Source organism: Mycobacterium sp. NGS39, assembly GCF_059812765.1.
On the sequence record NZ_JCALDH010000008.1, the window covers coordinates 34,448 to 53,660 of the forward strand.

Below are 19,213 nucleotides of genomic sequence, written 5' to 3' on the forward strand. Positions count from 1 at the left end.
GCCACAAACGTTACTCAGGCGCCCATCAGCATCCGCCACTGCTCCAGACTGGTGGGGCGGAAGACGTAGTTGGTGCGACGCACCTCCGACAACGACGCGCTCGGCTCAGCTGAGTACCAGTGGCCGGGGTAGACGGTCGGGTCGCCCGGCAGCTTCGCCAGCTGATGCAGGCTGCGGTACATGGCGTCGACGTCGCCGCCTGGGAAGTCGGTGCGGCCGCAGCCTTCGAGGAACAGCGTGTCACCCGCGACCAGGCGCCCGTCGAGAAGGAAGCACTGACTGCCCGGCGTGTGCCCCGGAGTGTGCAGCAGTTCGATCTCGACATCGCCGATGTTGACCTTGTCGCCGTGCTCATGGGTGGTGAGGTCTGCAAGGGGGATGCCCGTCACCCGTGACACCCACAGCGCCTCATGGCTGTTGACGTGCACGGGTACTTCGGCGTGCTCCAGCAGGTCCGCCAAGCCCTTGAGGGTGAAGCCCATCATCGTGCCGCCGACGTGGTCGGGGTGGTGGTGCGTGACCAGGACCCCGGACAGCCGCATGCCGTCCCGCTCGAGCGCGTCGACCAGATCCTGCGCGGCATACACGGGGTCGACGACGACGGCGTCCTTGGTCTCGTGGTCGCCGATGAGGTAGGCGAAGTTGCGCATCTGCTGGGCGATCATGTCGGTCTTCGCGAAGTCGCGGCCGGATAGCAGCTGGCGGAAGTACAGACGATCATCGGTGGCCATGTGGTCAGAGTATTCGCGCCGCCTCATGCGTCGCTGTGCAGCCGCACCATCCTGGTGGTGCTGGTTTCGTCGAGGTCGACGAGGTCGGAACGCGATCTGAGGAAGTCGCTGAAAGAGCGGTAACCCAGGGCCTTCTCGCTGAACGACGGGTCCATACGCTTCATCTGCGCCTTGACCGCCGAGTTGTGCAGCCATTCGGTGTCGTCGCGTTGCAGGCCGATTCGCAGTGCCCGCTCCAAAAGATCGGTGGCGACCTGCTGCGCGTCCGGTAGCGACGGTTCCCCCTCCACGGCAGGTGCCGCTTTGCGCCGGGCACGCTTCTTCGGTGCCTCTTTCGACGGCACGCCGGGAAGAGCGTCGTAGGTGACGAACTCGTCGCACGCGGCCGCCAGCGAGCCACTGCTCGCTCCTGCCACGCCGATTCCGACGACGTAGCGACCAAGCCGCTTGCAGCGCTGGGCCAGCGCGATGTAGTCGGAGTCACCGCCGACGATTACGACGTGCGTGAGATCGGGCAGCCGGAACATGTCTTCGACCGCGTCGACCGCAAGCCGGATGTCCGCGCCGTTCTTCCCGTATGCCGCCGCGGGGAACAGCTGCACCAGATCCACTGCGCGCGCCACCAACTGACCGCTGTAACCCGCGTTGACGTCGGCCGACCAATCGGCATAGGCGCGGGTGAGCACCAAGGTGCCGAACGACGAGGCGAAGTCGATGATCGCCCCGACGTCCACGGTGGCCTCCGCGAGCCGCTCGACCGTCAGCCCGCGCGCCTTGTCCTTCTGGAACGAGTTGCGGCCGTGGACCTGGTCGTACCGCGATATCACGATGTTGTCGAAGTCGAGGTACACCGCAACGCGGGTCGCACCGCCGTCAGCCATGGACTCAATCTAGGGTCCCCCCGGTGCGGCTACCGAGGTTTGTCGCTTAGAGGCGGGCACGACGGCCTTTACCGGCAGTGACGTCCGTGTGTCCGATGGGGGCTATTCGCCGGAGGAAGTCGGGGGAAGACCCGTCGTGCCCGCCTCTAAGCGACAATCCGCGATGTCGGACCCACATGTCAGGGTCCGGTCATGACGAAGCGGTTACTGCGCGGAACGGAATTGCGTTACGTCCTGACTGATCACCTGTATGTTCATGGCCCTGCGACGGTCGCGGACCTCGCGGTGATGCTGGCCAGGTGGAACTTCGTCACAGACGGGCGGCCGTCGAAAGCCATTTCTGATGCACTGCGGTGGGAAATCCGGCTCGGGCGGGTGTGTAGACGTCGGCGCAGCCTCTACAGCGCGGCCGCGATGCCGCGGTCGACCGAGTACCGCATTCATGCGCGGGTGCTGGCGCTGCGCGACGAGGCCGCGGAATTGTCCACAACAGGCGGCAGAAATGACGTGTATCCCGACCCGGCGCGACCGTTGCGGCACCGGGCCACTCGAAAACGCGCCTGACCTCCTGTTTGGCGGGCCAGCTAGCCACGCTGTAACCTCTACAAGGCCCAATGCGCGGGTCAAGGCCCCCTTAGCTCAGTCGGCAGAGCGTTTCCATGGTAAGGAAAAGGTCAACGGTTCGATTCCGTTAGGGGGCTCGGCGGACGCCGGGTGGACTGGCGGTGCCTCAGCACAAGGCGATGTAGCTCAGTCGGTTAGAGCGAACGACTCATAATCGTTAGGTCGCCGGTTCGAGTCCGGCCATCGCTACAGGACAGGAAGAAAAAGAAGGGCAGCAGAAGTGGCCTCCAGCACGGACATTCGGCCGAAGATTACGTTGGCGTGCGAGGTGTGTAAACACCGCAACTACATCACCAAGAAGAACCGCCGCAACGATCCCGACCGGCTCGAACTCAAGAAGTTCTGCCCCAACTGCGGCAAGCACCAAGCACACAAAGAGACCCGCTGAGGTAGGTTCGCCAGCCGTGTCTTTGTCCGACAGGATCGTCGGGATGCACTACCGCTATCCCGACTACTACGAAGTCGGCCGGGAAAAAATCCGCGAGTACGCCGAGGCCGTCAAGAACGACCATCCCGCGCATTTCGACGAGAAAGAGGCGGCGGAACTCGGCCATGACGGTCTGGTGGCGCCGTTGACCTTCATTTCGGTGTTCGGTTACAAGGCGCAGTCGGCGTTCTTCGAGAATGCGAACGTCGCCATCACGGACGCCAAGATCGTGCAGGTCGACCAGGTGCTGAAGTTCCACAAGCCGCTCAAGACCGGCGATCGGCTGTACTGCGACGTCTACGTGGATTCGGTTAGGCAGTCGTTCGGCACCGACACGGTGGTCACCAAAAACGTCGTCACGAACGACAAGGGCGAAGAAGTCCTGGAGTGCTATACGACGCTCGTGGGTCGCAGTGACGAAGAGGGAGATGAGGGCTTCAAAGATGCCATTGCGTGAATTCAGTTCGGTGAAGGTGGGCGATCAGCTGCCCGAGAAGGTCATCACGCTGACCCGCCAGGACCTGGTCAACTACGCCGGCGTGTCCGGTGACCTCAACCCGATTCACTGGGACGACGACATCGCCAAGCAGGTGGGCCTCGACACCGCGATCGCCCACGGCATGCTGACCATGGGCCTCGGCGGCGGCTACGTGACCTCCTGGGTCGGTGACCCAGGCGCGGTCACCGAATACAACGTCCGGTTCACTGCGGTCGTCCCGGTTCCCAACGACGGCAAGGGCGCCGACATCGTGTTCACCGGCCGCGTGAAGTCGGTTGATCCCGAAACGAAGTCGGTGACGATCGCGCTGTCGGCCACCACGGGTGGGAAGAAGATCTTCGGTCGCGCCGTCGCGACCGCGAAGCTGGCGTAACCATGGCGCTCAAAACCGACATCCGCGGAATGGTCTGGAAGTATCCCGACTACTTCGAGGTCAGCCGCGAACAGGTCCGCCAATACGCCGCAGCGGTCAAGGCATACGATCCAGCCAGCCACGACGAAGACGCTGCCCGCGAACTCGGCTACGACAGCCTGGTGGCACCGCTGACTTTCGCAGCCATCTTTGCGGTGATGATCCAACGGCACTTCTTTCAGAACGTCGACATCGGCTTTGAGACGATGCAGATCGTGCAGGTCGACCAGAAGTTCAAGTTCCACCGGCCGATCATGGCTGGGGACAAGCTGTTCGGGACCATGTACGTCGAGTCCGTGGACGAGCGGTTCGGTGCCGATATTGTGACCACCCGCAACGTCGTCCAAGACGAGAACGGCGAGGTCATCATGGAGGCCTTCACCACGATGATGGGCCACGAGGGCGACAACTCGATCTCGGCGAAATGGGATCCGGAAACCGGGCAGGTGGTGCGGACCGCCGTCGGCGCGTAGGCGGTAATCGGATTGGTAACTCCGACGTGGGCCGATGTACACTCGGACCTCGGGGTTTCCCCACGTCAGCGCGCTGTCCGTCGGTAATTGGATCGACCGCACGGGGAGCGCGCGAATTGTGTGGGCCTCTGAACGCGTACAGGTTGGCCTGCCAACCTCTAGGGGCGTAGCTCAACTGGCAGAGCAGCGGTCTCCAAAACCGCAGGTTGCAGGTTCAAGTCCTGTCGCCCCTGCAGAACCGAACTCGAAGTGATCGTGGACACTGGAGGGTGGACACGGCGAAGGCACGAACGGAAGGGCATGCGGTGAGCGACGAGCGCGAGGCTGCCGGCGCCGCAGGCGACGGCGAAGACACCACCGCCAGCGGTCGGACCGCGGTAGCCACTCGGCCGCTGCGCCCCACCGGCAAGCGATCCCGGCAACTTAGCGAGGCCGTCGAGGCCGAGCCGATCGAAAAGGCCGGCGAAACCAAGGACGGCGGCAAGGGTAAGGCCAAAGCCGCAAAGAAGACCGGCCCGGACAAGGGTCGCGGCAACCCGATCGCGTTCGTCATCAACTACCTGCGGCAAGTCGTTGCCGAGATGCGCAAGGTCATCTGGCCGAACCGCAAGCAGATGGTTAGCTATACCTCCGTGGTGCTGGCTTTCCTGGTCTTCATGGTGGCGTTGATCTTCGTCGTCGACATCGGCTATGCGGCAATCGTGCGTGGCGTGTTCGCCGGCGACTGGGCATTGAAATTTAAGTAGGGAAGGACAAGGACCGTGACAACCCCTGACGGCGTCGAGGGCTACTCCGAGGAGCAGCCTGACGCCGAGCTGTCCGCGGGTGCGGCCGTGGATGTCGACGAGCGTGCGGCCGAAGAGGCTCCTGCACAAGAAGCCCCAGCCGAAGAGCTCGACCCGGCCGAGGCGCTCAAGGCCGAGCTGCGTTCCAAGCCCGGCGAGTGGTACGTCATCCACAGCTACGCCGGCTACGAGAACAAGGTGAAGGCCAACCTCGAGACCCGCGTGCAGAACCTCGACGTGGGCGACTACATCTTCCAGGTCGAAGTGCCCACCGAAGAGGTCACCGAGATCAAGAACGGCCAGCGCAAGCAGGTCAACCGCAAGGTGCTGCCCGGCTACATCCTGGTCCGCATGGACCTCACCGACGAGTCCTGGTCGGCCGTGCGCAACACGCCGGGCGTCACCGGCTTCGTCGGCGCGACGTCGAAGCCGTCGCCGCTGTCGCTCGACGAAGTGGTGAAGTTCCTGCTGCCGCAGGGTGCGGGCAAGAAGACCGCGAAGGCTGCGACCGCCGGCGCTGCCGCTGAAACCGGCGGAATCGAACGGACGCCGGTCGAGGTCGATTTCGAGGTCGGCGAATCGGTGACCGTCATGGACGGCCCGTTCGCGACGCTGCCCGCCTCGATCAGCGAGGTCAACGCCGAACAGCAGAAGCTCAAGGTGCTGGTGTCGATATTCGGCCGCGAAACACCCGTCGAACTGACCTTCAACCAGGTAGCGAAGCTTTGATTTCGGTGCGCTAACCGGCGCTGAGCGCATGAAAACGCACCGAAATCGCTGAGAAAGGAAGAGTATGCCCCCGAGAAAAAAGGTCGCCGGGCTGATCAAGCTGCAGATCCAAGCCGGCCAGGCCAACCCTGCGCCGCCCGTCGGCCCGGCGCTCGGCCAGCACGGCGTCAACATCATGGAGTTCTGCAAGGCCTACAACGCCGCGACCGAAAACCAGCGCGGCAATGTCGTACCGGTGGAGATCACCGTCTACGAGGACCGCAGCTTCGATTTCAAGCTCAAGACCCCGCCAGCCGCCAAGCTGCTGCTCAAAGCCGCACGCGTCGACAAGGGATCCGCTGAGCCCCACCGCAACAAAGTCGCGAAGGTGACGTGGGACCAGGTCCGCGAGATCGCCGAGACCAAGAAGGAAGACCTCAACGCCAACGACATCGATGCTGCGGCGAAGATCATCGCCGGGACCGCCCGGTCGATGGGCATCACCGTCGAATAACGGAATAACCATCTGTGGGAGGGCTGGCATCGGCCCGCACCACGGCTCCAACACCACGATTGGATGAACGAAATGAGCAAGAAGAGCAAGGCATACCGCGCGGCCGCTGAGAAGGTGGATCGCACTCACCTGTACTCGCCGGTCGAGGCGGTCAAGCTGGCCAAGGAGACGTCGTCGAAGAACCAGGACGCCACCGTGGAGGTTGCGATCCGGCTGGGCGTCGACCCGCGCAAGGCCGACCAGATGGTGCGCGGCACCGTCAATCTGCCCAACGGCACCGGCAAGACCGCTCGCGTCGCGGTGTTCGCCGTCGGTGACAAGGCTGAGGAGGCGCTGGCCGCCGGCGCCGACATCGTCGGCAGCGACGATCTGATCGAGCGGATCCAGGGCGGCTTCCTCGACTTCGACGCCGCTATCGCGACGCCGGACCAGATGGCCAAGGTGGGTCGGATCGCACGCATCCTCGGTCCGCGTGGCCTGATGCCCAACCCCAAGACCGGCACCGTCACCCCCGACGTCGCCAAGGCCGTCAGCGACATCAAAGGCGGCAAGATCAACTTCCGCGTCGACAAGCAGGCCAACCTGCATCTGGTGATCGGCAAGGCGTCGTTCGACGAGAACAAGCTCGTCGAGAACTACGCTGCCGCAATCGACGAGGTGCTGCGGGCCAAGCCCACCGCGTCGAAGGGCCGCTACCTGAAGAAGATCACCATGTCGACGACGACGGGCCCGGGCATTCCGGTGGATCCGTCGGTGACGCGGAATTTTGCTGAGGTTTAGGCCCCTTGAGCCGCAAGCGATTTCGCGAAGCCGCTGACGTCGCGCAGGCTCGCGCCGTAGACGTCGGGTAGCGCACCCGCGCACATCATGTCGCCGGCATGACCGGTGCCGGCGATGATCCGGCCGACCGCCTGCACTCCGGCGCGCACCAGCCGTCGGTAATAGAGCAGGCCCTCGTCGCGCAGCGGGTCGAGTTCGTTGACGGCGATCACGTGCGGCGGCATGCCCTCGAGGTCACCTTCGGTCGCGTTGCCGGCCCAGCACGCCGGATCGTTGGCGTGCTCGCCGTCGGGATCGTAGACCGAGCCGTTGACCGCCAACTCCATGCAGCTGAAGACGTATCCGTCGTTCTCCTTGAGCGAAGGGAGTTCGTCGGGCTGCTCCAGGAACCGGTTCGAGATGTACGGGCATTGCGCGTACACGCCCGCGATCTCATGCAGCCAGCCCTCGCGCTTGGCCTTGTGCGTGACCGCCAGCGTCAGGTTGCCACCGCCGGACTCGCCGGACACCACGATGTGTGATCCGCCCAATTCGTCGAGATGCCCTGCGGTCCAACGGATTCCGGCCGCGCAGTCGTTGATGCCCGCGGGGTAGGGGTGTGGGCCCAATTTGCCTGCGCTATTGCGGAATTCGACGCCGACGACCAGCAGCCCGGTGGCCGCGAGGTTGTCGCGCCAGCGGACGTAGCCGAGGTCGGTGGCGCTTCCGAATGCCATGCCGCCGCCGTGGATGTGGAAGAGGCACGGCAGCGTCGACGACGACGCGTTCGGCCGGCTGATGTAGAGGGTGATGTCGCCGCCGTCGCCGTCGATTGTCACGGTCTCGGTCGACACGCCCTCAGCCGCCGGCGCATTCTGGGCCAACGCCGTGAGGAACGCGACCGTCACTTCCTCCGCTTTGGCGATGTAGGCCAGCCGGTCGGCCAGCGGCGCGTCCGGTGTGAGCGGCGGAGTGGGTGCCAGACCGTCGAGGCCGAACGGCGCCAGCGCGGCGACCATCCGGGGGTCGGAGCGCGGGTCTGTGCCGAGTGTGCAATCGGGATTCGCGAGGCGGCCTTGAAGCATGTCGTCATGCTATGCGCCGCCTCGCAGCAAATCTTTTCACGGGCGATTTGACGGTTCTGTAAAACCGGTCGGCCGTCTGTGGGACGATGCCGTTCAAACCACCTGAATCAGCCGCGCCCCCGTCCAGGGGAAGCGGTCCACCGGTCATGCAGGAGGCTGAAGGTGCGTGCCACATACCGCAAGGCGTTGTTTGCTGTCGTAGCGCTGTTGTCGGCGGTCGCCTTCGGCGTCGTGTCGGTGTTCAGCGCAGCCCTCACCTGGGGCGCGGTGACGGCGTTCGTCGTTCCGGGCACCGGTACCCCCAACGCGAATGTGGTCACCAACTACCTCAATAACGCCTATAACCGCTACATCTATGCGTCGGACCCCACAGGCGTGCCTTCCACCTGCACCGCAGCCACCAACTGCGCGCTCAGCGGCATCAACTATCCGGCGTCGTTCTGGCCGATCTTCTTCATTCCCAACTGGTGCCCGGGGGCCAACTGCGCCAAATGGAACGAGTCAGTGGGCGAGGGCGTGCAGCACCTCGACGACGAGGTCCAGCCGGCAGTCGGCAACCTCCAGGCTGGCGACAAGCTCGTGATCTTCGGATATTCGCAAGGCGCGCGCGTGGTCAGCATCGAAAAGGAGCGCCTGGCCGCCACGCTGACCCCCGACCAGAAGAAGCAGGTCGAGATGGTCATGATCGGCAACATCAGCCGCCCGAACGGCGGGCTCTGGTCGCGGCTGAGCTTCCTGCCGACGATCCCGATCCTCGACGTGTCGTTCGGCAACCCCACCCCGACGAACGCCGACATCAAGACCACCGACATCTCGTTCGAGTACGACGGGGTGTCCGACTTCCCGGCGTATCCGCTCAACCTGCTCGCCGTCGCCAATGCGATCGCCGGCTTCCAGTACGTCCACGGCTACTACCTGGTGCCCAACGGCAACGGCCCGACGGATCAGCTGCCGTGGGGGTACACGCCCGCAGACATCCAGAACTTCATCGAGGCGGCCGGCAATCCGACGAAGGGTGACACCACGTACGTCACCATTCCGGCGAAGTCGCTGCCGATCCTGCAGCCGTTCATCGACTTGGGCAACGCGACTGGCACGTCGGCGATCGTCGACCCGCTGCTGGAACTGGTCCAGCCGGCTCTGAAGGTGCTGATCGACACCGGCTATGACCGCACGGCCAGTCCGGGGGATCCCGTGACGTTCCGTCTGATCCCGAACATCAACCCGGTCAAGCTCGCCACCGATCTGATTGCGGCGATCGGGCAGGGCATCCACGACGCGACCGACGGCGTGCCGATCGTTCCGACGGTGACGCCGCCGTCCTCGTCGTCGACGACGACGATCTCGCCGTTCTCGACATTTGCTGCGCAACAATCGAACCCAGCACTTCAAGTGCAGAAGACGCAGCAGCAGCAGACCAGTGCGGGTGCCGTTCCGACGCTCGATCTCGCGCGGACGATTTCAACCCAGCCCGATGCCACAAAGTTGGCCAGCCCGCAGGGTTCCAGCAACGCCAACGAGAATCAGAACCCGTTCAAGCTCAGGTTGGGAAGGTCGTCGGTCGCGGGAGATCAGACGACGCCGATTGCGAAGACACCCAAGCCGGCCGCGCCGAAGCTGCCGAAGCCGGGGGACGTTGCCAAGGTCGACAACCCGCTACCGCGTGTCAGCGATCTGTTCGGCAAGCACAGGACCGCCCAGAACGGGCAGACGGGTACGGACGGCACGAAGCCGGGTGGCAAGCAGAACGCCGCGACGTCGCCCGATTCCGGGCAGCGCGCGGCGGCGTGATCAGGCCGCCGCGCCCGGCTTGAGGTAGGTCACCAGGCTGACGTCGATGCTCTCGTCGATGAAGTAGTACTGGCAGCCCTTGAGGTACCGCATGTAGCGGTGGTAGTTCTCCTCGTCGGTGACCTCGATGGCCTTCTCTTTGTTGCGCTCCAGTGCCTCGGCCCACAGACCCAGCGTCTTGATGTAGTGGGTGCGCAGCGACTTGGCCTCCGGCACGACGAACCCTGCCTTCTCGCCGTGCTCGATCATCATCTGCGTGGTGGGCAGCCGACCGCCCGGGAAGATCTCCGTGATCATGAACTTGATGAACCGGGCGAGCTCGAAGGTCAGCTTCTTGCCCTGCGCGGCCAGGTCGAACGGGTGGTAGCCGACGCTGCTTTGAATGGTCATCCGGCCGTCGTCGGGCAGGATGTCGAAGCAGTTCTTGAAGAAGTCGTCGTAGCGCTCGAAGCCGAAGTGCTCGAACGCCTCGATCGACACGATGCGGTCGACGGGCTCGTGGAACTGCTCCCAGCCCTCCAGGCGCACGTCGTAAGTGCGCTCGGTGTCGACCTTGGCGAGCAGCTCTTTGCAGTACGACAGCTGTTCCTTCGACAGCGTCAGGCCGATGACGTTGACGTCGTACTTCTCCAGCGCCCGCTTCATGGTGACGCCCCAGCCGCAGCCGATGTCCAACAGCGTCATGCCTGGCTTGAGGTCTAGCTTGTCGAGGTTCAGATCGACGTCGGCGAGCTGCGCCTCTTCGAGCGTCACGTCCGGCCCGGTGAAGTACGCGCAGCTGTACTTGCGAGTGGGGTCCTGGAACAGGCCGAAGAAGTCGTTGGACAGGTCGTAGTGGGCCTGGATGTCTTCGAAGTGCGGCCGCATGTCGTCGGCTTGCTTGGTCTTGTTAGGCATGTGTCTAGCTTGCCTTTCGTGGTTTTTCCGAGGCGGCTGACGCCCCAAGACTTGACTGGGAATGCTATCCGATGTGCGGGACTGCTCTGAAACTCACGCGGGCGTGGCCTCGCTGAAGTTTGTTTTCAGCTCGCCCACGATGTCGTCCCACAACTGCTCGGGCAACTCGTGACCCATCCCGTCGTAGAGCACCAACCGGGCGCGCGGGATCGCCCGAGCCACCGCGCGACCACCTGTCGGACGCATCAGCTTGTCTGCTTTCCCATGGATCACGACTGTCGGCGCCTCGGTTTGCCGGTTGTAGCGCAGCAAGCTGCCGGTGCCGAGGATCGCGCCGAAATGCCGCGCGATACCAGCCGGGTAGTAGGACCGATCGAACCCTTCGATGGCTTCGGCGCGGATCACGTCGTCGCTGCGGGGATAGCCGGGGCTGCCGATGATCTTGCTGACCCGAATCGCATTGGCGATGATCGCCTCGCGGTCTGAGCCCTTGGGCTTCTGCAGGATCGCGAGCAGCTGCTGGGGTCCGGGCGGCGGCAACAGCGGCTGGTTGTTGCTGGAGAAAATCACGGCCAGCGTCTGCGTGCGGTGCTTGTACTCGGCGGCGAAGACCTGCGCGATCATGCCGCCCATCGACGCGCCCACCACGTGCGCCCGGTCGATGCCGAGATGGTCGAGAACCGCCGCAGCGTCGCCGGCCATGTCCTCGAGGGTGTAGACGGCCCGGTTCCGCAGGCCGAAGAAGTGCCGCACCATTTTCACGGGCAGCGATCCCGGGTGACGACGGCCGTGCAGCTTGGAGGACAGCCCGACGTCGCGGTTGTCGTAGCGGATCACCCGCAAGCCCTGATTGACCAGCTTCTCGCAGAAAGCCTTGCGCCACAACAGAAGCTGGGCACCCAGCCCCATGATCAGCAACACGGCCGGGTCGTCCGGGTCGCCCATGTCCTCGTAGTAGATGTCCAGATCACCCGAGCGGGCGGTGCCGGTTCGGATGTGCACTAGACCTCGACTTCCTTGTGTTCGCGGCTGACCTCGACCATGAAGTTCGCGAAGTAGCCCGTCAGCTCTGGATCGGACATCATCTGCCACTTGGGCGCCAGCAGCTTCATGTAGCGCTCGACGTAGAGGAACTGCTTGCCGATCAGCACCAGCTCGCGGGGAAGCTTCACGTCGTAGGCGTCGGCCAGCGCGGAGAGCTGCCGGCCGATCTCCGCGTAGCTCATGTCGCCAAGGCTCTTCATGGTCAGCGGCGTTGCGAACTTCTCCAGGTCCTTGGCCGCCTGCGCCTCTGGCTTCGTGGTGCCGACCGCGCCCATCAGCACGACGATCTTGCCGGCCGCGGCATGATCCTTCTTCACCAGCAGCGCGTACACCAATTCCCTTAGCAGCCAACGGGTTCGGGGGTCGATGCGGCCCATGATGCCGAAGTCCAGGAACACGATCTTGCCGTCGGGGTCGACGAAGAGGTTCCCGGCGTGCAGGTCGCCGTGGAAGAGGCCGTGCCGCAGGCCGCCCTCGAACACGCTGAAAAGCAACGCCTTGACCAGTGCGGTGCCGTCGAAGCCGGCCTTGCGGATCGCGGCGGCGTCGTCGATGCGGATACCTTGGATGCGCTCCATCGTGAGCACGCGGCTGGTGGTGTAGTCCCAATACACCTGCGGCACCCGGATGTTCTTGCCCAGCGGGCTGGCGTGCATGTGCGCTACCCAGGCGTCCATCGACTGCGCCTCGAGCCGGAAGTCGAGCTCCTCGGCCAAGTTGTCGGCGAAGTCGGCGACGACGTCCTGGGCGGACAGCCGCCGGCCGAGCTTGGCCAGTTCGACGAGCTGTGCGCCGCGCTTGAGGATCTGCAAGTCGGCGGCGACCCGTCGGCGGATGCCGGGCCGCTGGATTTTGACCACCACTTCCTCGCCGGTGTGCAGCGTGGCGTAATGCACCTGCGCGATCGACGCGGACGCGAACGGCCGATCGTCCCATTGGGCGAACAGCGTGTTGGGGTCCTCGCCCAGATCTTCGACGAAGATCTTGTGCACTTCGTCGGGGTCTGCAGGCGGCACCGCGTCGAGCAGGCTGCGGAACTCCCGCGACAGCGGTTCACCGAACGCGCCCGGGCTCGACGCGATGATCTGGCCGAACTTGACGTAGGTGGGGCCGAGGTCGGCGAAGACGTTCGGAACCTCTTTGATGACTTTCTGTTGCCAGGGCCCTCCGTCGAACAGCTTGCCGGCCACCCGGCCGGCGGCTCGGGTTACGTGCCAGCCGGTCGCCCCGATACGGGCGGCCTCGGTGAAAAGCGGCACACTGTCGAGCTTGGCAACCTCGCGATGCTTGGTATTTGAGCTCATAGAGGCAGTGTGCCAAACCTTCTTAGGGTTTCCATAATCTGCGCGGGGCGGGTCCACCCGGTCCATCATGCGCTTTTCTAGCGCTCGCGGGTCTGCATCGCCACTTGAGCCGCATCCGTCACAGCGAGACGTGGAGTCCGATCTGCCCGCCTCCTAGCGACACGGTCTGACTGCGCATTTGCCGCTGGCCGAGGGCTGCCTCGGCGCACCAAACCGGCACAACGGTCCCCGCCACCGGGAGATACCAGAGTGACGAAGGGATTCACCTGGACGCGGCCGGCCTCCACGGCTTGAGCCAGTCCGTCTCCGGCCAGCCTTCGTGCGCCGCGATGAGCTCGTACATCGTCGCGCCGTCGATCGACTCGCGGATGATGTCCGCGTGGCCGGAGTGACGGGCCAGCTCGTTGATCACATGGTGGAAGACCCAGCGCACGGACCACTGCGTGATGTCCTTCGGGAACCACGGCGCGTCCGTCGGCACGGGAACCGGTGCATCGAGGTCAGCAGCGTCCAGCAGCCGCAACGTCTCGGCGTTCTGCGCGGCAAGCGCGGCCAGCACGTCGTGCAGCGTCTCGTCCTCGCGCATCACGAACTCGTCCTCGAACGCGGCCCGGCGTTCCTCGAAGGACCGAGTGTCGCGCTGCGGAGATTCGGGCGCGGCCGCGACCCGCTGCATCCACGTCCGCTGCATGCCGGTCGCATGTTTGACCAAGCCGCCGATCGACAGGGCGCTCGCCGACGGCGTTAACCGCGCCTGCTCGTCGGTCAACCCGTGCGCAACGGCGAAGTAGGCGTTCTGGTGGTAGGCGACGAATTCGCGAAGGGCGTGGCGCTCGTCGGCGACAGGGGGAGCCAGTGCGGGCATCAGTGTTCTCCTGTTCGGTGCGAATGAACGTAAAGGTCACGCAGACAAGCGATTTCAGCTCCGTGGTGGATGACCTCGCGGTTGATGTGGAGGATCAGCGCGGACATCGGCAGCTCAGCGTACGGCCCTTCGGCCGGTCCGCACGGGCGCGCCAGCGCTGCCGCATCGAGCCCGCGCACGCCGGCGTTCCACCGTGCGTAGGCGTCGTCGAGCTGGCCCAGTGCTGTCGCCGCGTCGGTGGCGTACTGCCACGACTGGTAGTCCGCGGGTGGACCGCCGAAGTGGAAGTGGTTGCGCATCGCCAGCACGCCGACGATCACATGCGCCATCCGCCACGCGATCGTCGTGAACGGTTCGGGGCGTGGCGGCGGATAGGCGAAGTCGATCGCGCCGTCGCGATGCACCGTCCAGCAGCCCGGCACCGGTTCCCAGAAGTACTCGTCGTCGGTCAACCCATCGAGACGCGGGCGCAGCTGGTCACGCCAGTGCACGTCGAGCTGGTCGGCAAGTTGCGCGGTGAGATCCATATCGACCAGCTTGCCGGTGCTACCGGACAGCTTCTGTCCGCTGACTCTGGCACGCTTGGCTGATGGCCGAGACGACGGCGCGGGTGCTGCAACTGCTCGGACTGCTGCAGTCGCGGCGGGTCTGGAGCGGAGAGGAGCTCGCAGAGCGGCTCGGCGTGACCACCCGCAGCGTGCGCCGCAACGTCGAGCGGCTGCGCGACCTCGGCTACCCCGTCCACGCCAGTAAGGGCCACGGCGGCGGCTACCGGCTGGGCGCAGGTGCCGCATTACCGCCGCTGCTGCTGGATCCCGACGAGGCGGTGGCCGTCGCTGTGTGCCTGCGGCTGGCCGCCGGTGGCACGGTCGCCGGAGTGGCTGAGGCCGCGCTGCGTGCGCTGACCAAACTCGACCAGGTGCTGCCTACCCGACTGCGCTCGCAGGTCGGCGCAGTGCACGACGCGACCGTGACGCTGACCCGCGACCCACCGGAAGCCGTCGCACCCGACACGCTGATGACGCTGGCGCGCGCCTGCCGTGACCACGAACACGTCACCGCCGAATACGTCGACCGCGCCGGCCGAACCACTCGCCGGCGGCTGGAGCCGTACCACTTGGTGACCACCGGTCGGCGCTGGTACCTGATGGCCTACGACCGCGACCGGCAGGACTGGCGCAGCCTGCGACTGGACCGGATCGCCGAGGCGCGGGCGGTGGACACCATGTTCACCCCCCGCGATGCTCCCGATCCGGCCGCCTTCGTGGCACGCTCGATCACCGCCTCGCCGTACCGGTACGTCGCACGGGTGCGCTATTCTGCGCCAGAAAGCGTTGTGGCACAGCGTTTTTCGCCCGCAGCGGCGACCGTGGAGTCTGATGGTCCGCACGCCTGCATCGTGACGGCCGGCGCCGACGACGCCGAGTTGCTCGCGTTGTACTTGGCGACGGTGGACGCGGAGTTCGAAGTGCTCGAGCCTCCGGAGGTGGCCGACGCAGTTGGCGTGCTCGCTGAACGGCTGCGCCGGGCAGCGGTCAAGACGTGATGCCCAGCCGGTCGGTAAGCACCAGAAACGCCGCCGCGAAGTCGTTGTCGGCCGTGTCGGCGCGCACACGCTGCCAGTCGACCTGTTCGCGGACCGCGCGCACGCCGGGCAGCAACGAGGCGAAGTCGCAGTGATGTTCGTGGAGCGAGGCCAGCTTTTCGGTGACCACCACCGTCGGCGACAACACCGGCATCGCGATCGCCAGCACCTCGCGTACGTCGGCCGAGCGGATCAGCTCCTTGTCCACCGGAACGCCGTTGAGCCGGTGCAGCACGTCGATCACGAATTCCTCGGCGACACACGCTTTGAACAGCCAGTCCTCGGGCGTCCGCTCGATCGAGAAGCCCGCGTCTTCGAGCGCCGCCACGGCCGCCTCGACGTCGGATTCGGCGACGACGAAGTCCACGTCGTGCACCGGTTCTGGCCCTCCGTAGACCCACAGCGCGTAGCTGCCGGCGAGGGCGAACTCAGGTCCGTTCGCCTTCAGCGCCGACGCCGCGCGCTTGAGCGCGTCACGCAACTCGTCATTTCGGTCAGGCACGTCTCTTCCAAGGGATCGTTGGGTAGGTAGTACCCATGCGGATGGCGACTTTCAACATCCTGCACGGCCGCAGCGTGCACGACGGCAACGTGGAACCCGACCGGCTCGCCGCGTCCGTGCGCCAACTCGACGCGGACGTGCTGGCGCTGCAAGAGGTCGACTGTGACCAGCCGCGCTCGCAGATGGCCGATCTGACCGCCGTCGCCGCCGAGGCGATGGGCGCTATCAGCCACCGCTTCGTCGCCGCGATCTCCGGCACCCCGGGAGCGACCTGGATGGCCGCGACCGGCGAAGAACAACCGGGCACGGCCGCCTACGGCATTGCACTGCTGTCGCGGTTCCCGGTCGAGAGCTGGCAGGTGCTGCGGCTGCCTCGCATTCCGATGCGATTCCCGATGTATCTGCCCGCGCCGAACCGCGTGACGATTGTCGACGAGGAGCCCCGCGCGGCCGTGGTGGCACGCCTCGATTCACCGCTCGGGCCGATCACCGTCGCGAACACGCATCTGTCGTTCGTGCCGGGGTGGAACCGCGTGCAGTTGCGGCGGTTGATCCGCGATCTGCGCGGCTTCCCACCGCCCCGCGTGCTGATGGGCGATCTCAACATGAGCCCGCCCAGGCCGACTCGCTGGACCGGGTTGCGGTCGCTCGCCGAGGCGTTGACATTCCCGGCCCACGAGCCCGACCGTCAGCTCGACCACATACTCACCGACGACGACACCCTGGAAGTGGATGCGTTTTCGGCACCGCTGATGTCGGTTTCAGATCACCGCGCGCTCGTCGTCGACGTCTCGCGGCCTCAGCACTGATGGAATCACCTGTCCTGGCGGTCGACATCGGCGGCACGAAACTGTCTGCCGGACTGGTGGATTCAGCTGGCGCGCTGACCCGCAGCGTCAGGCGGCCGACACCGTGCGGTGATGCCGGGACAGTGTGGTCGGCGGTGAAAGAGCTTGTGACACTAGCGATTGCGGACTCCGTCGTTCGGGGCGTCGGCATCTGCTCGGCCGGGCCGATCAACGTCCCGGCCGGCACCGTCAGCCCGATCAACATCGCTGCATGGCGCGACTTCCCGATCGTGGCTCAGCTCGCGGCGCTGCTGCCCGGGGTGCCGGTGCGACTTGCCGGCGACGGGCTGTGCATGGCAGTCGGCGAGCACCGGCACGGCGCTGCCCAGGGCGTGCAGTTTCTGCTCGGCATCGTGGTGTCCACCGGAGTCGGCGGCGGGCTCGTGCTCGACGGTGCACCGTACGGGGGCGCCAGTGGCAACGCGGGTCACGTCGGCCACGTCGTCGTCGACCTCGACGGCCAGCCGTGCACATGCGGCGGGCGTGGGTGCGTGGAAACCATCGCGTCGGGGCCGCAATTGGTGCGCTGGGCGCGCGCCAACGGATGGTCCGGTGCCCCAGACGCCGACGCGAAAGATCTTGCGGATGCCGCGAACGCGGGTAACGCGTTGGCGCTGAAGGCCTTTCGTCGAGGGGCCACAGCCGTCGCCGCGATGATCGCTTCAGTCGCGGCGGTCTGCGACCTGGACTTGGTGGTGATCGGCGGGGGAGTGGCGAGCTCCGGCCCGCTGCTGTTCGACCCGTTGCACGAGGCGCTCAGCGGCTATGCGGGCCTCGACTTTCTCCGGAAACTGCGGATGGCGCCTGCCGCGCTCGGTGCTGATGCGGGGCTGATCGGCGCGGCAACACTCGTCCAAAGTTGAGCGGCGGTCAGTCGTTCTCGTGCTTTTGTGCGACCCTGCGTTCGGCGTAGGACTGCAGTTCGCTGACGAGCCACACAGTGGCCAACCCGAAAACCGAAATGATGACTGCGAGCAACATAGCGGTTTCCCTTCCCCGACCTGCTGCCGAGGCGACAGCAAATTTATCGTAAACGAAAATGTGCTGGCTGTACCGCAAACACGCGGATTGCCAGCATACAAAATGGAGTTAGTTCGAGAGATCAGCTAGCTAATGCGCTGAGCGTCAGGAGAAGGCTGGATCGCGGGTGGTCGCGCCGCGATTCGGTGTTCATCGGCGGTAACTGCTAACCTGGGACGGCTCCACCGAAGACCGTCGGTCACCGGAGAAATCCGGTCGAAGGTCCGGGAAACATCCCGGCGGCCCACGCAGGCGGACGAGGCATCTGCATTTGCGCGCCCCGATCCCTGCGTCGGGGCGTTCGTCATTTCCGGCGACCGACGATCTTCTGCGGGGCGACCCACACCCACGCAAGGAGGCATGCATGGCAAAGGCTGACAAAGCCGCCGCCGTCGCCGACATCGCCGAGCAGTTCAAGGAAGCCACCGCCGCGCTGGTCACCGAGTACCGCGGCCTCACAGTGGCCAACCTTGCCCAGCTGCGCCGGTCACTCGGGGAGTCCGCCACCTATTCGGTCGCCAAGAACACGCTCGCCAAGCGGGCGGCCACCGAGGCCGGCATCGATGGACTCGACGAACTGTTCACCGGCCCGACGGCGATCGCGTTCGTCAAGGGCGAGCCCGTCGACGCCGCGAAGGCGCTCAAGACGTTCGCGCGCGAACACAAGGCGCTGGTGATCAAGGGCGGCTACATGGACGGTCGCCCGCTGACCGTCGCGGAGGTCGAGCGCATCGCCGACCTCGAGTCGCGCGAGGTGCTGCTGGCCAAGCTCGCCGGCGCGATGAAGGGCAACTTGACCAAGGCCGCCGGCCTGTTCAACGCACCCGCATCACAGGTGGCACGGCTGGCCGCCGCGCTGCAAGAGAAGAAGAGCCAAGAAGGCGGGCAGGAAGCCGCGACCCCCGAACCGGCTGCCGCCGAATAAACCCCGTAATCAGGAAGGAACCCACCATGGCCAAGCTGTCCACCGACGAGCTGCTCGACGCGTTCAAGGAAATGACGCTGCTAGAGCTCTCCGACTTCGTCAAGGCGTTCGAGGAGACCTTCGACGTCACCGCCGCCGCACCGGTCGCAGTGGCGGCCGCTCCCGGCGCTGCCGCGGGCGGTGCCCCCGCCGAGGCGGCCGAGGAGCAGAGCGAGTTCGACGTGATCCTCGAGTCGGCCGGCGACAAGAAGATCGGCGTGATCAAGGTCGTCCGCGAGATCGTCTCGGGTCTGGGCCTCAAGGAGGCCAAGGATCTCGTCGACAGCGCCCCGAAGCCGCTGCTCGAGAAGGTTGCCAAGGAGGCCGCCGAGGAAGCCAAGAGCAAGCTCGAGGCCGCCGGCGCCACCGTCACCGTCAAGTAGTTCACGCAGTTCCACGCAAAGGGGCCGCCGCGTCGATCGGGCGGCCCCTTTCGCATGGTCACAACCTGGCTCTATAGCTAACGACACCTGCTGACGTAGGCTAGAGTGACCG

The 19,213-nt window shown here is 65.5% G+C and carries 24 protein-coding genes and 3 tRNA genes; 18 read left to right on the forward strand and 9 right to left on the reverse strand.

The annotated features are described in order from the left end of the window. Window positions 1–14: 14 nt before the first annotated feature. Both AC5Y39_RS12705 and AC5Y39_RS12710 read right to left on the reverse strand, forming a co-directional pair. Entirely contained in the window at window positions 15–731 is a 717-nt protein-coding gene (locus tag AC5Y39_RS12705; RefSeq protein ID WP_500020319.1) for an MBL fold metallo-hydrolase, read from the reverse strand. A gap of 23 nt (window positions 732–754) precedes the next feature. Further along, entirely contained in the window at window positions 755–1,612 is an 858-nt protein-coding gene (locus AC5Y39_RS12710) for an NYN domain-containing protein (RefSeq protein WP_500020317.1), read from the reverse strand. Window positions 1,613–1,804: 192 nt separating this feature from the next. Here AC5Y39_RS12710 and AC5Y39_RS12715 point away from each other — a divergent pair, with 192 nt between their 5' ends. From AC5Y39_RS12715 to rplA, 12 genes are all read left to right on the forward strand, one after another. After that, the gene (locus tag AC5Y39_RS12715) at window positions 1,805–2,176 is read left to right on the forward strand and encodes a hypothetical protein (RefSeq protein WP_500020315.1); all 372 of its coding nucleotides are present in this window, start codon (window positions 1,805–1,807) and stop codon (window positions 2,174–2,176) included. Between the two features lie 64 nt (window positions 2,177–2,240). Next, window positions 2,241–2,313, forward strand: a tRNA-Thr gene (locus tag AC5Y39_RS12720). 38 nt (window positions 2,314–2,351) lie between these two features. Then, window positions 2,352–2,425: transfer RNA gene (locus tag AC5Y39_RS12725), tRNA-Met, on the forward strand. A 31-nt stretch (window positions 2,426–2,456) separates the two neighbouring features. Further along, window positions 2,457–2,624 carry a 50S ribosomal protein L33 gene (gene rpmG / locus AC5Y39_RS12730; protein ID WP_499906171.1) on the forward strand — a complete coding sequence of 56 codons (168 nt, stop codon included), beginning with the start codon at window positions 2,457–2,459 and terminating at the stop codon, window positions 2,622–2,624. Between the two features lie 43 nt (window positions 2,625–2,667). Continuing rightward, complete coding sequence (hadA, locus tag AC5Y39_RS12735; RefSeq protein WP_500020375.1) at window positions 2,668–3,120, forward strand: (3R)-hydroxyacyl-ACP dehydratase subunit HadA; 453 nt, start codon at window positions 2,668–2,670, stop codon at window positions 3,118–3,120. Next, window positions 3,107–3,535 carry a (3R)-hydroxyacyl-ACP dehydratase subunit HadB gene (gene hadB / locus AC5Y39_RS12740; RefSeq protein WP_499906176.1) on the forward strand — a complete coding sequence of 143 codons (429 nt, stop codon included), beginning with the start codon at window positions 3,107–3,109 and terminating at the stop codon, window positions 3,533–3,535. Before hadA ends, hadB begins: the two co-directional genes overlap by 14 nt. A gap of 2 nt (window positions 3,536–3,537) precedes the next feature. Beyond that, window positions 3,538–4,047: a (3R)-hydroxyacyl-ACP dehydratase subunit HadC gene (gene hadC, locus AC5Y39_RS12745; RefSeq protein ID WP_500020313.1), complete on the forward strand. Its 510-nt coding sequence runs from the start codon at window positions 3,538–3,540 to the stop codon at window positions 4,045–4,047. Between the two features lie 160 nt (window positions 4,048–4,207). Beyond that, window positions 4,208–4,280 (forward strand) — tRNA-Trp (locus AC5Y39_RS12750). Window positions 4,281–4,352: 72 nt separating this feature from the next. Next, window positions 4,353–4,793: a preprotein translocase subunit SecE gene (secE, locus tag AC5Y39_RS12755; protein ID WP_500020311.1), complete on the forward strand. Its 441-nt coding sequence runs from the start codon at window positions 4,353–4,355 to the stop codon at window positions 4,791–4,793. A gap of 15 nt (window positions 4,794–4,808) precedes the next feature. Beyond that, window positions 4,809–5,561 (forward strand): transcription termination/antitermination protein NusG, encoded by a 753-nt coding sequence (gene nusG / locus AC5Y39_RS12760; protein WP_500020309.1) that lies wholly within the window; start codon window positions 4,809–4,811, stop codon window positions 5,559–5,561. Between the two features lie 64 nt (window positions 5,562–5,625). Then, window positions 5,626–6,054 (forward strand): 50S ribosomal protein L11, encoded by a 429-nt coding sequence (gene rplK, locus AC5Y39_RS12765; RefSeq protein ID WP_500020307.1) that lies wholly within the window; start codon window positions 5,626–5,628, stop codon window positions 6,052–6,054. A gap of 72 nt (window positions 6,055–6,126) precedes the next feature. Beyond that, window positions 6,127–6,834: a 50S ribosomal protein L1 gene (gene rplA, locus AC5Y39_RS12770; RefSeq protein WP_500020305.1), complete on the forward strand. Its 708-nt coding sequence runs from the start codon at window positions 6,127–6,129 to the stop codon at window positions 6,832–6,834. Here rplA and AC5Y39_RS12775 read toward each other — a convergent pair. Continuing rightward, entirely contained in the window at window positions 6,831–7,898 is a 1,068-nt protein-coding gene (locus tag AC5Y39_RS12775) for an alpha/beta hydrolase (RefSeq protein ID WP_500020303.1), read from the reverse strand. The genes rplA and AC5Y39_RS12775 overlap by 4 nt on opposite strands. Before the next feature lie 162 nt (window positions 7,899–8,060). Here AC5Y39_RS12775 and AC5Y39_RS12780 point away from each other — a divergent pair, with 162 nt between their 5' ends. After that, the gene (locus tag AC5Y39_RS12780) at window positions 8,061–9,689 is read left to right on the forward strand and encodes a PE-PPE domain-containing protein (protein ID WP_500020301.1); all 1,629 of its coding nucleotides are present in this window, start codon (window positions 8,061–8,063) and stop codon (window positions 9,687–9,689) included. Here the strand turns inward: AC5Y39_RS12780 and AC5Y39_RS12785 are convergent, their stop codons facing one another. The 5 genes from AC5Y39_RS12785 to AC5Y39_RS12805 all read right to left on the reverse strand — a co-directional run bounded on the left by AC5Y39_RS12785 (window position 9,690) and on the right by AC5Y39_RS12805 (window position 14,326). Beyond that, on the reverse strand, window positions 9,690–10,586 hold the full coding sequence (locus AC5Y39_RS12785; RefSeq protein WP_500020299.1) for a cyclopropane mycolic acid synthase family methyltransferase: 897 nt from the start codon (window positions 10,584–10,586) through the stop codon (window positions 9,690–9,692). It abuts the gene before it with no gap. 93 nt (window positions 10,587–10,679) lie between these two features. Beyond that, complete coding sequence (locus AC5Y39_RS12790) at window positions 10,680–11,588, reverse strand: alpha/beta fold hydrolase (protein WP_500020297.1); 909 nt, start codon at window positions 11,586–11,588, stop codon at window positions 10,680–10,682. Beyond that, window positions 11,588–12,934 (reverse strand): ABC1 kinase family protein, encoded by a 1,347-nt coding sequence (locus AC5Y39_RS12795; protein ID WP_500020295.1) that lies wholly within the window; start codon window positions 12,932–12,934, stop codon window positions 11,588–11,590. The genes AC5Y39_RS12790 and AC5Y39_RS12795 overlap by 1 nt, the downstream gene beginning before the upstream one ends. Before the next feature lie 262 nt (window positions 12,935–13,196). Beyond that, a complete protein-coding gene (locus AC5Y39_RS12800) occupies window positions 13,197–13,799 on the reverse strand; it encodes a DinB family protein (RefSeq protein ID WP_500020293.1) in 603 nt (200 codons plus the stop codon). Next, window positions 13,799–14,326, reverse strand: coding sequence for a DinB family protein (locus tag AC5Y39_RS12805; protein ID WP_500048222.1), 528 nt, complete (start codon window positions 14,324–14,326; stop codon window positions 13,799–13,801). Before AC5Y39_RS12805 ends, AC5Y39_RS12800 begins: the two co-directional genes overlap by 1 nt. A 62-nt stretch (window positions 14,327–14,388) precedes the next feature. Between AC5Y39_RS12805 and AC5Y39_RS12810 the strand changes: the two genes are divergently transcribed. Next, window positions 14,389–15,345 carry a helix-turn-helix transcriptional regulator gene (locus AC5Y39_RS12810; protein WP_500020289.1) on the forward strand — a complete coding sequence of 319 codons (957 nt, stop codon included), beginning with the start codon at window positions 14,389–14,391 and terminating at the stop codon, window positions 15,343–15,345. Here the strand turns inward: AC5Y39_RS12810 and AC5Y39_RS12815 are convergent. After that, window positions 15,335–15,886: a nucleotidyltransferase family protein gene (locus tag AC5Y39_RS12815; RefSeq protein WP_500020287.1), complete on the reverse strand. Its 552-nt coding sequence runs from the start codon at window positions 15,884–15,886 to the stop codon at window positions 15,335–15,337. The genes AC5Y39_RS12810 and AC5Y39_RS12815 overlap by 11 nt on opposite strands. 35 nt (window positions 15,887–15,921) lie before the next feature. Here AC5Y39_RS12815 and AC5Y39_RS12820 point away from each other — a divergent pair, with 35 nt between their 5' ends. The 4 genes from AC5Y39_RS12820 to rplL all read left to right on the forward strand — a co-directional run bounded on the left by AC5Y39_RS12820 (window position 15,922) and on the right by rplL (window position 19,101). After that, on the forward strand, window positions 15,922–16,695 hold the full coding sequence (locus AC5Y39_RS12820; protein WP_500020285.1) for an endonuclease/exonuclease/phosphatase family protein: 774 nt from the start codon (window positions 15,922–15,924) through the stop codon (window positions 16,693–16,695). Next, entirely contained in the window at window positions 16,695–17,597 is a 903-nt protein-coding gene (locus AC5Y39_RS12825) for an ROK family protein (RefSeq protein WP_500020283.1), read from the forward strand. The genes AC5Y39_RS12820 and AC5Y39_RS12825 overlap by 1 nt, the downstream gene beginning before the upstream one ends. A gap of 521 nt (window positions 17,598–18,118) precedes the next feature. Continuing rightward, a complete protein-coding gene (rplJ, locus tag AC5Y39_RS12830) occupies window positions 18,119–18,679 on the forward strand; it encodes a 50S ribosomal protein L10 (protein WP_500020281.1) in 561 nt (186 codons plus the stop codon). Between the two features lie 26 nt (window positions 18,680–18,705). Continuing rightward, entirely contained in the window at window positions 18,706–19,101 is a 396-nt protein-coding gene (gene rplL, locus AC5Y39_RS12835) for a 50S ribosomal protein L7/L12 (protein WP_499906218.1), read from the forward strand. Window positions 19,102–19,213 lie beyond the last annotated feature (112 nt).

What these genes read in the sequence shown, in the direction of transcription:
- AC5Y39_RS12800 (WP_500020293.1), bottom strand. Translation starts at nt 13,799, where the DNA reads ATGCCCGCACTGGCTCCCCCTGTCGCCGACGAGCGCCACGCCCTTCGC.
- AC5Y39_RS12705 (WP_500020319.1), bottom strand. Translation starts at nt 731, where the DNA reads ATGGCCACCGATGATCGTCTGTACTTCCGCCAGCTGCTATCCGGCCGC.
- AC5Y39_RS12810 (WP_500020289.1), top strand. Translation starts at nt 14,389, where the DNA reads ATGGCCGAGACGACGGCGCGGGTGCTGCAACTGCTCGGACTGCTGCAG.
- rplK (WP_500020307.1), top strand. Translation starts at nt 5,626, where the DNA reads ATGCCCCCGAGAAAAAAGGTCGCCGGGCTGATCAAGCTGCAGATCCAA.
- AC5Y39_RS12710 (WP_500020317.1), bottom strand. Translation starts at nt 1,612, where the DNA reads ATGGCTGACGGCGGTGCGACCCGCGTTGCGGTGTACCTCGACTTCGAC.
- rplL (WP_499906218.1), top strand. Translation starts at nt 18,706, where the DNA reads ATGGCCAAGCTGTCCACCGACGAGCTGCTCGACGCGTTCAAGGAAATG.
- AC5Y39_RS12820 (WP_500020285.1), top strand. Translation starts at nt 15,922, where the DNA reads ATGCGGATGGCGACTTTCAACATCCTGCACGGCCGCAGCGTGCACGAC.
- hadB (WP_499906176.1), top strand. Translation starts at nt 3,107, where the DNA reads ATGCCATTGCGTGAATTCAGTTCGGTGAAGGTGGGCGATCAGCTGCCC.
- rplJ (WP_500020281.1), top strand. Translation starts at nt 18,119, where the DNA reads ATGGCAAAGGCTGACAAAGCCGCCGCCGTCGCCGACATCGCCGAGCAG.
- hadA (WP_500020375.1), top strand. Translation starts at nt 2,668, where the DNA reads ATGCACTACCGCTATCCCGACTACTACGAAGTCGGCCGGGAAAAAATC.
- AC5Y39_RS12825 (WP_500020283.1), top strand. Translation starts at nt 16,695, where the DNA reads ATGGAATCACCTGTCCTGGCGGTCGACATCGGCGGCACGAAACTGTCT.
- AC5Y39_RS12795 (WP_500020295.1), bottom strand. Translation starts at nt 12,934, where the DNA reads ATGAGCTCAAATACCAAGCATCGCGAGGTTGCCAAGCTCGACAGTGTG.
- AC5Y39_RS12805 (WP_500048222.1), bottom strand. Translation starts at nt 14,326, where the DNA reads ATGGATCTCACCGCGCAACTTGCCGACCAGCTCGACGTGCACTGGCGT.
- AC5Y39_RS12775 (WP_500020303.1), bottom strand. Translation starts at nt 7,898, where the DNA reads ATGCTTCAAGGCCGCCTCGCGAATCCCGATTGCACACTCGGCACAGAC.
- rplA (WP_500020305.1), top strand. Translation starts at nt 6,127, where the DNA reads ATGAGCAAGAAGAGCAAGGCATACCGCGCGGCCGCTGAGAAGGTGGAT.
- AC5Y39_RS12715 (WP_500020315.1), top strand. Translation starts at nt 1,805, where the DNA reads ATGACGAAGCGGTTACTGCGCGGAACGGAATTGCGTTACGTCCTGACT.
- AC5Y39_RS12785 (WP_500020299.1), bottom strand. Translation starts at nt 10,586, where the DNA reads ATGCCTAACAAGACCAAGCAAGCCGACGACATGCGGCCGCACTTCGAA.
- hadC (WP_500020313.1), top strand. Translation starts at nt 3,538, where the DNA reads ATGGCGCTCAAAACCGACATCCGCGGAATGGTCTGGAAGTATCCCGAC.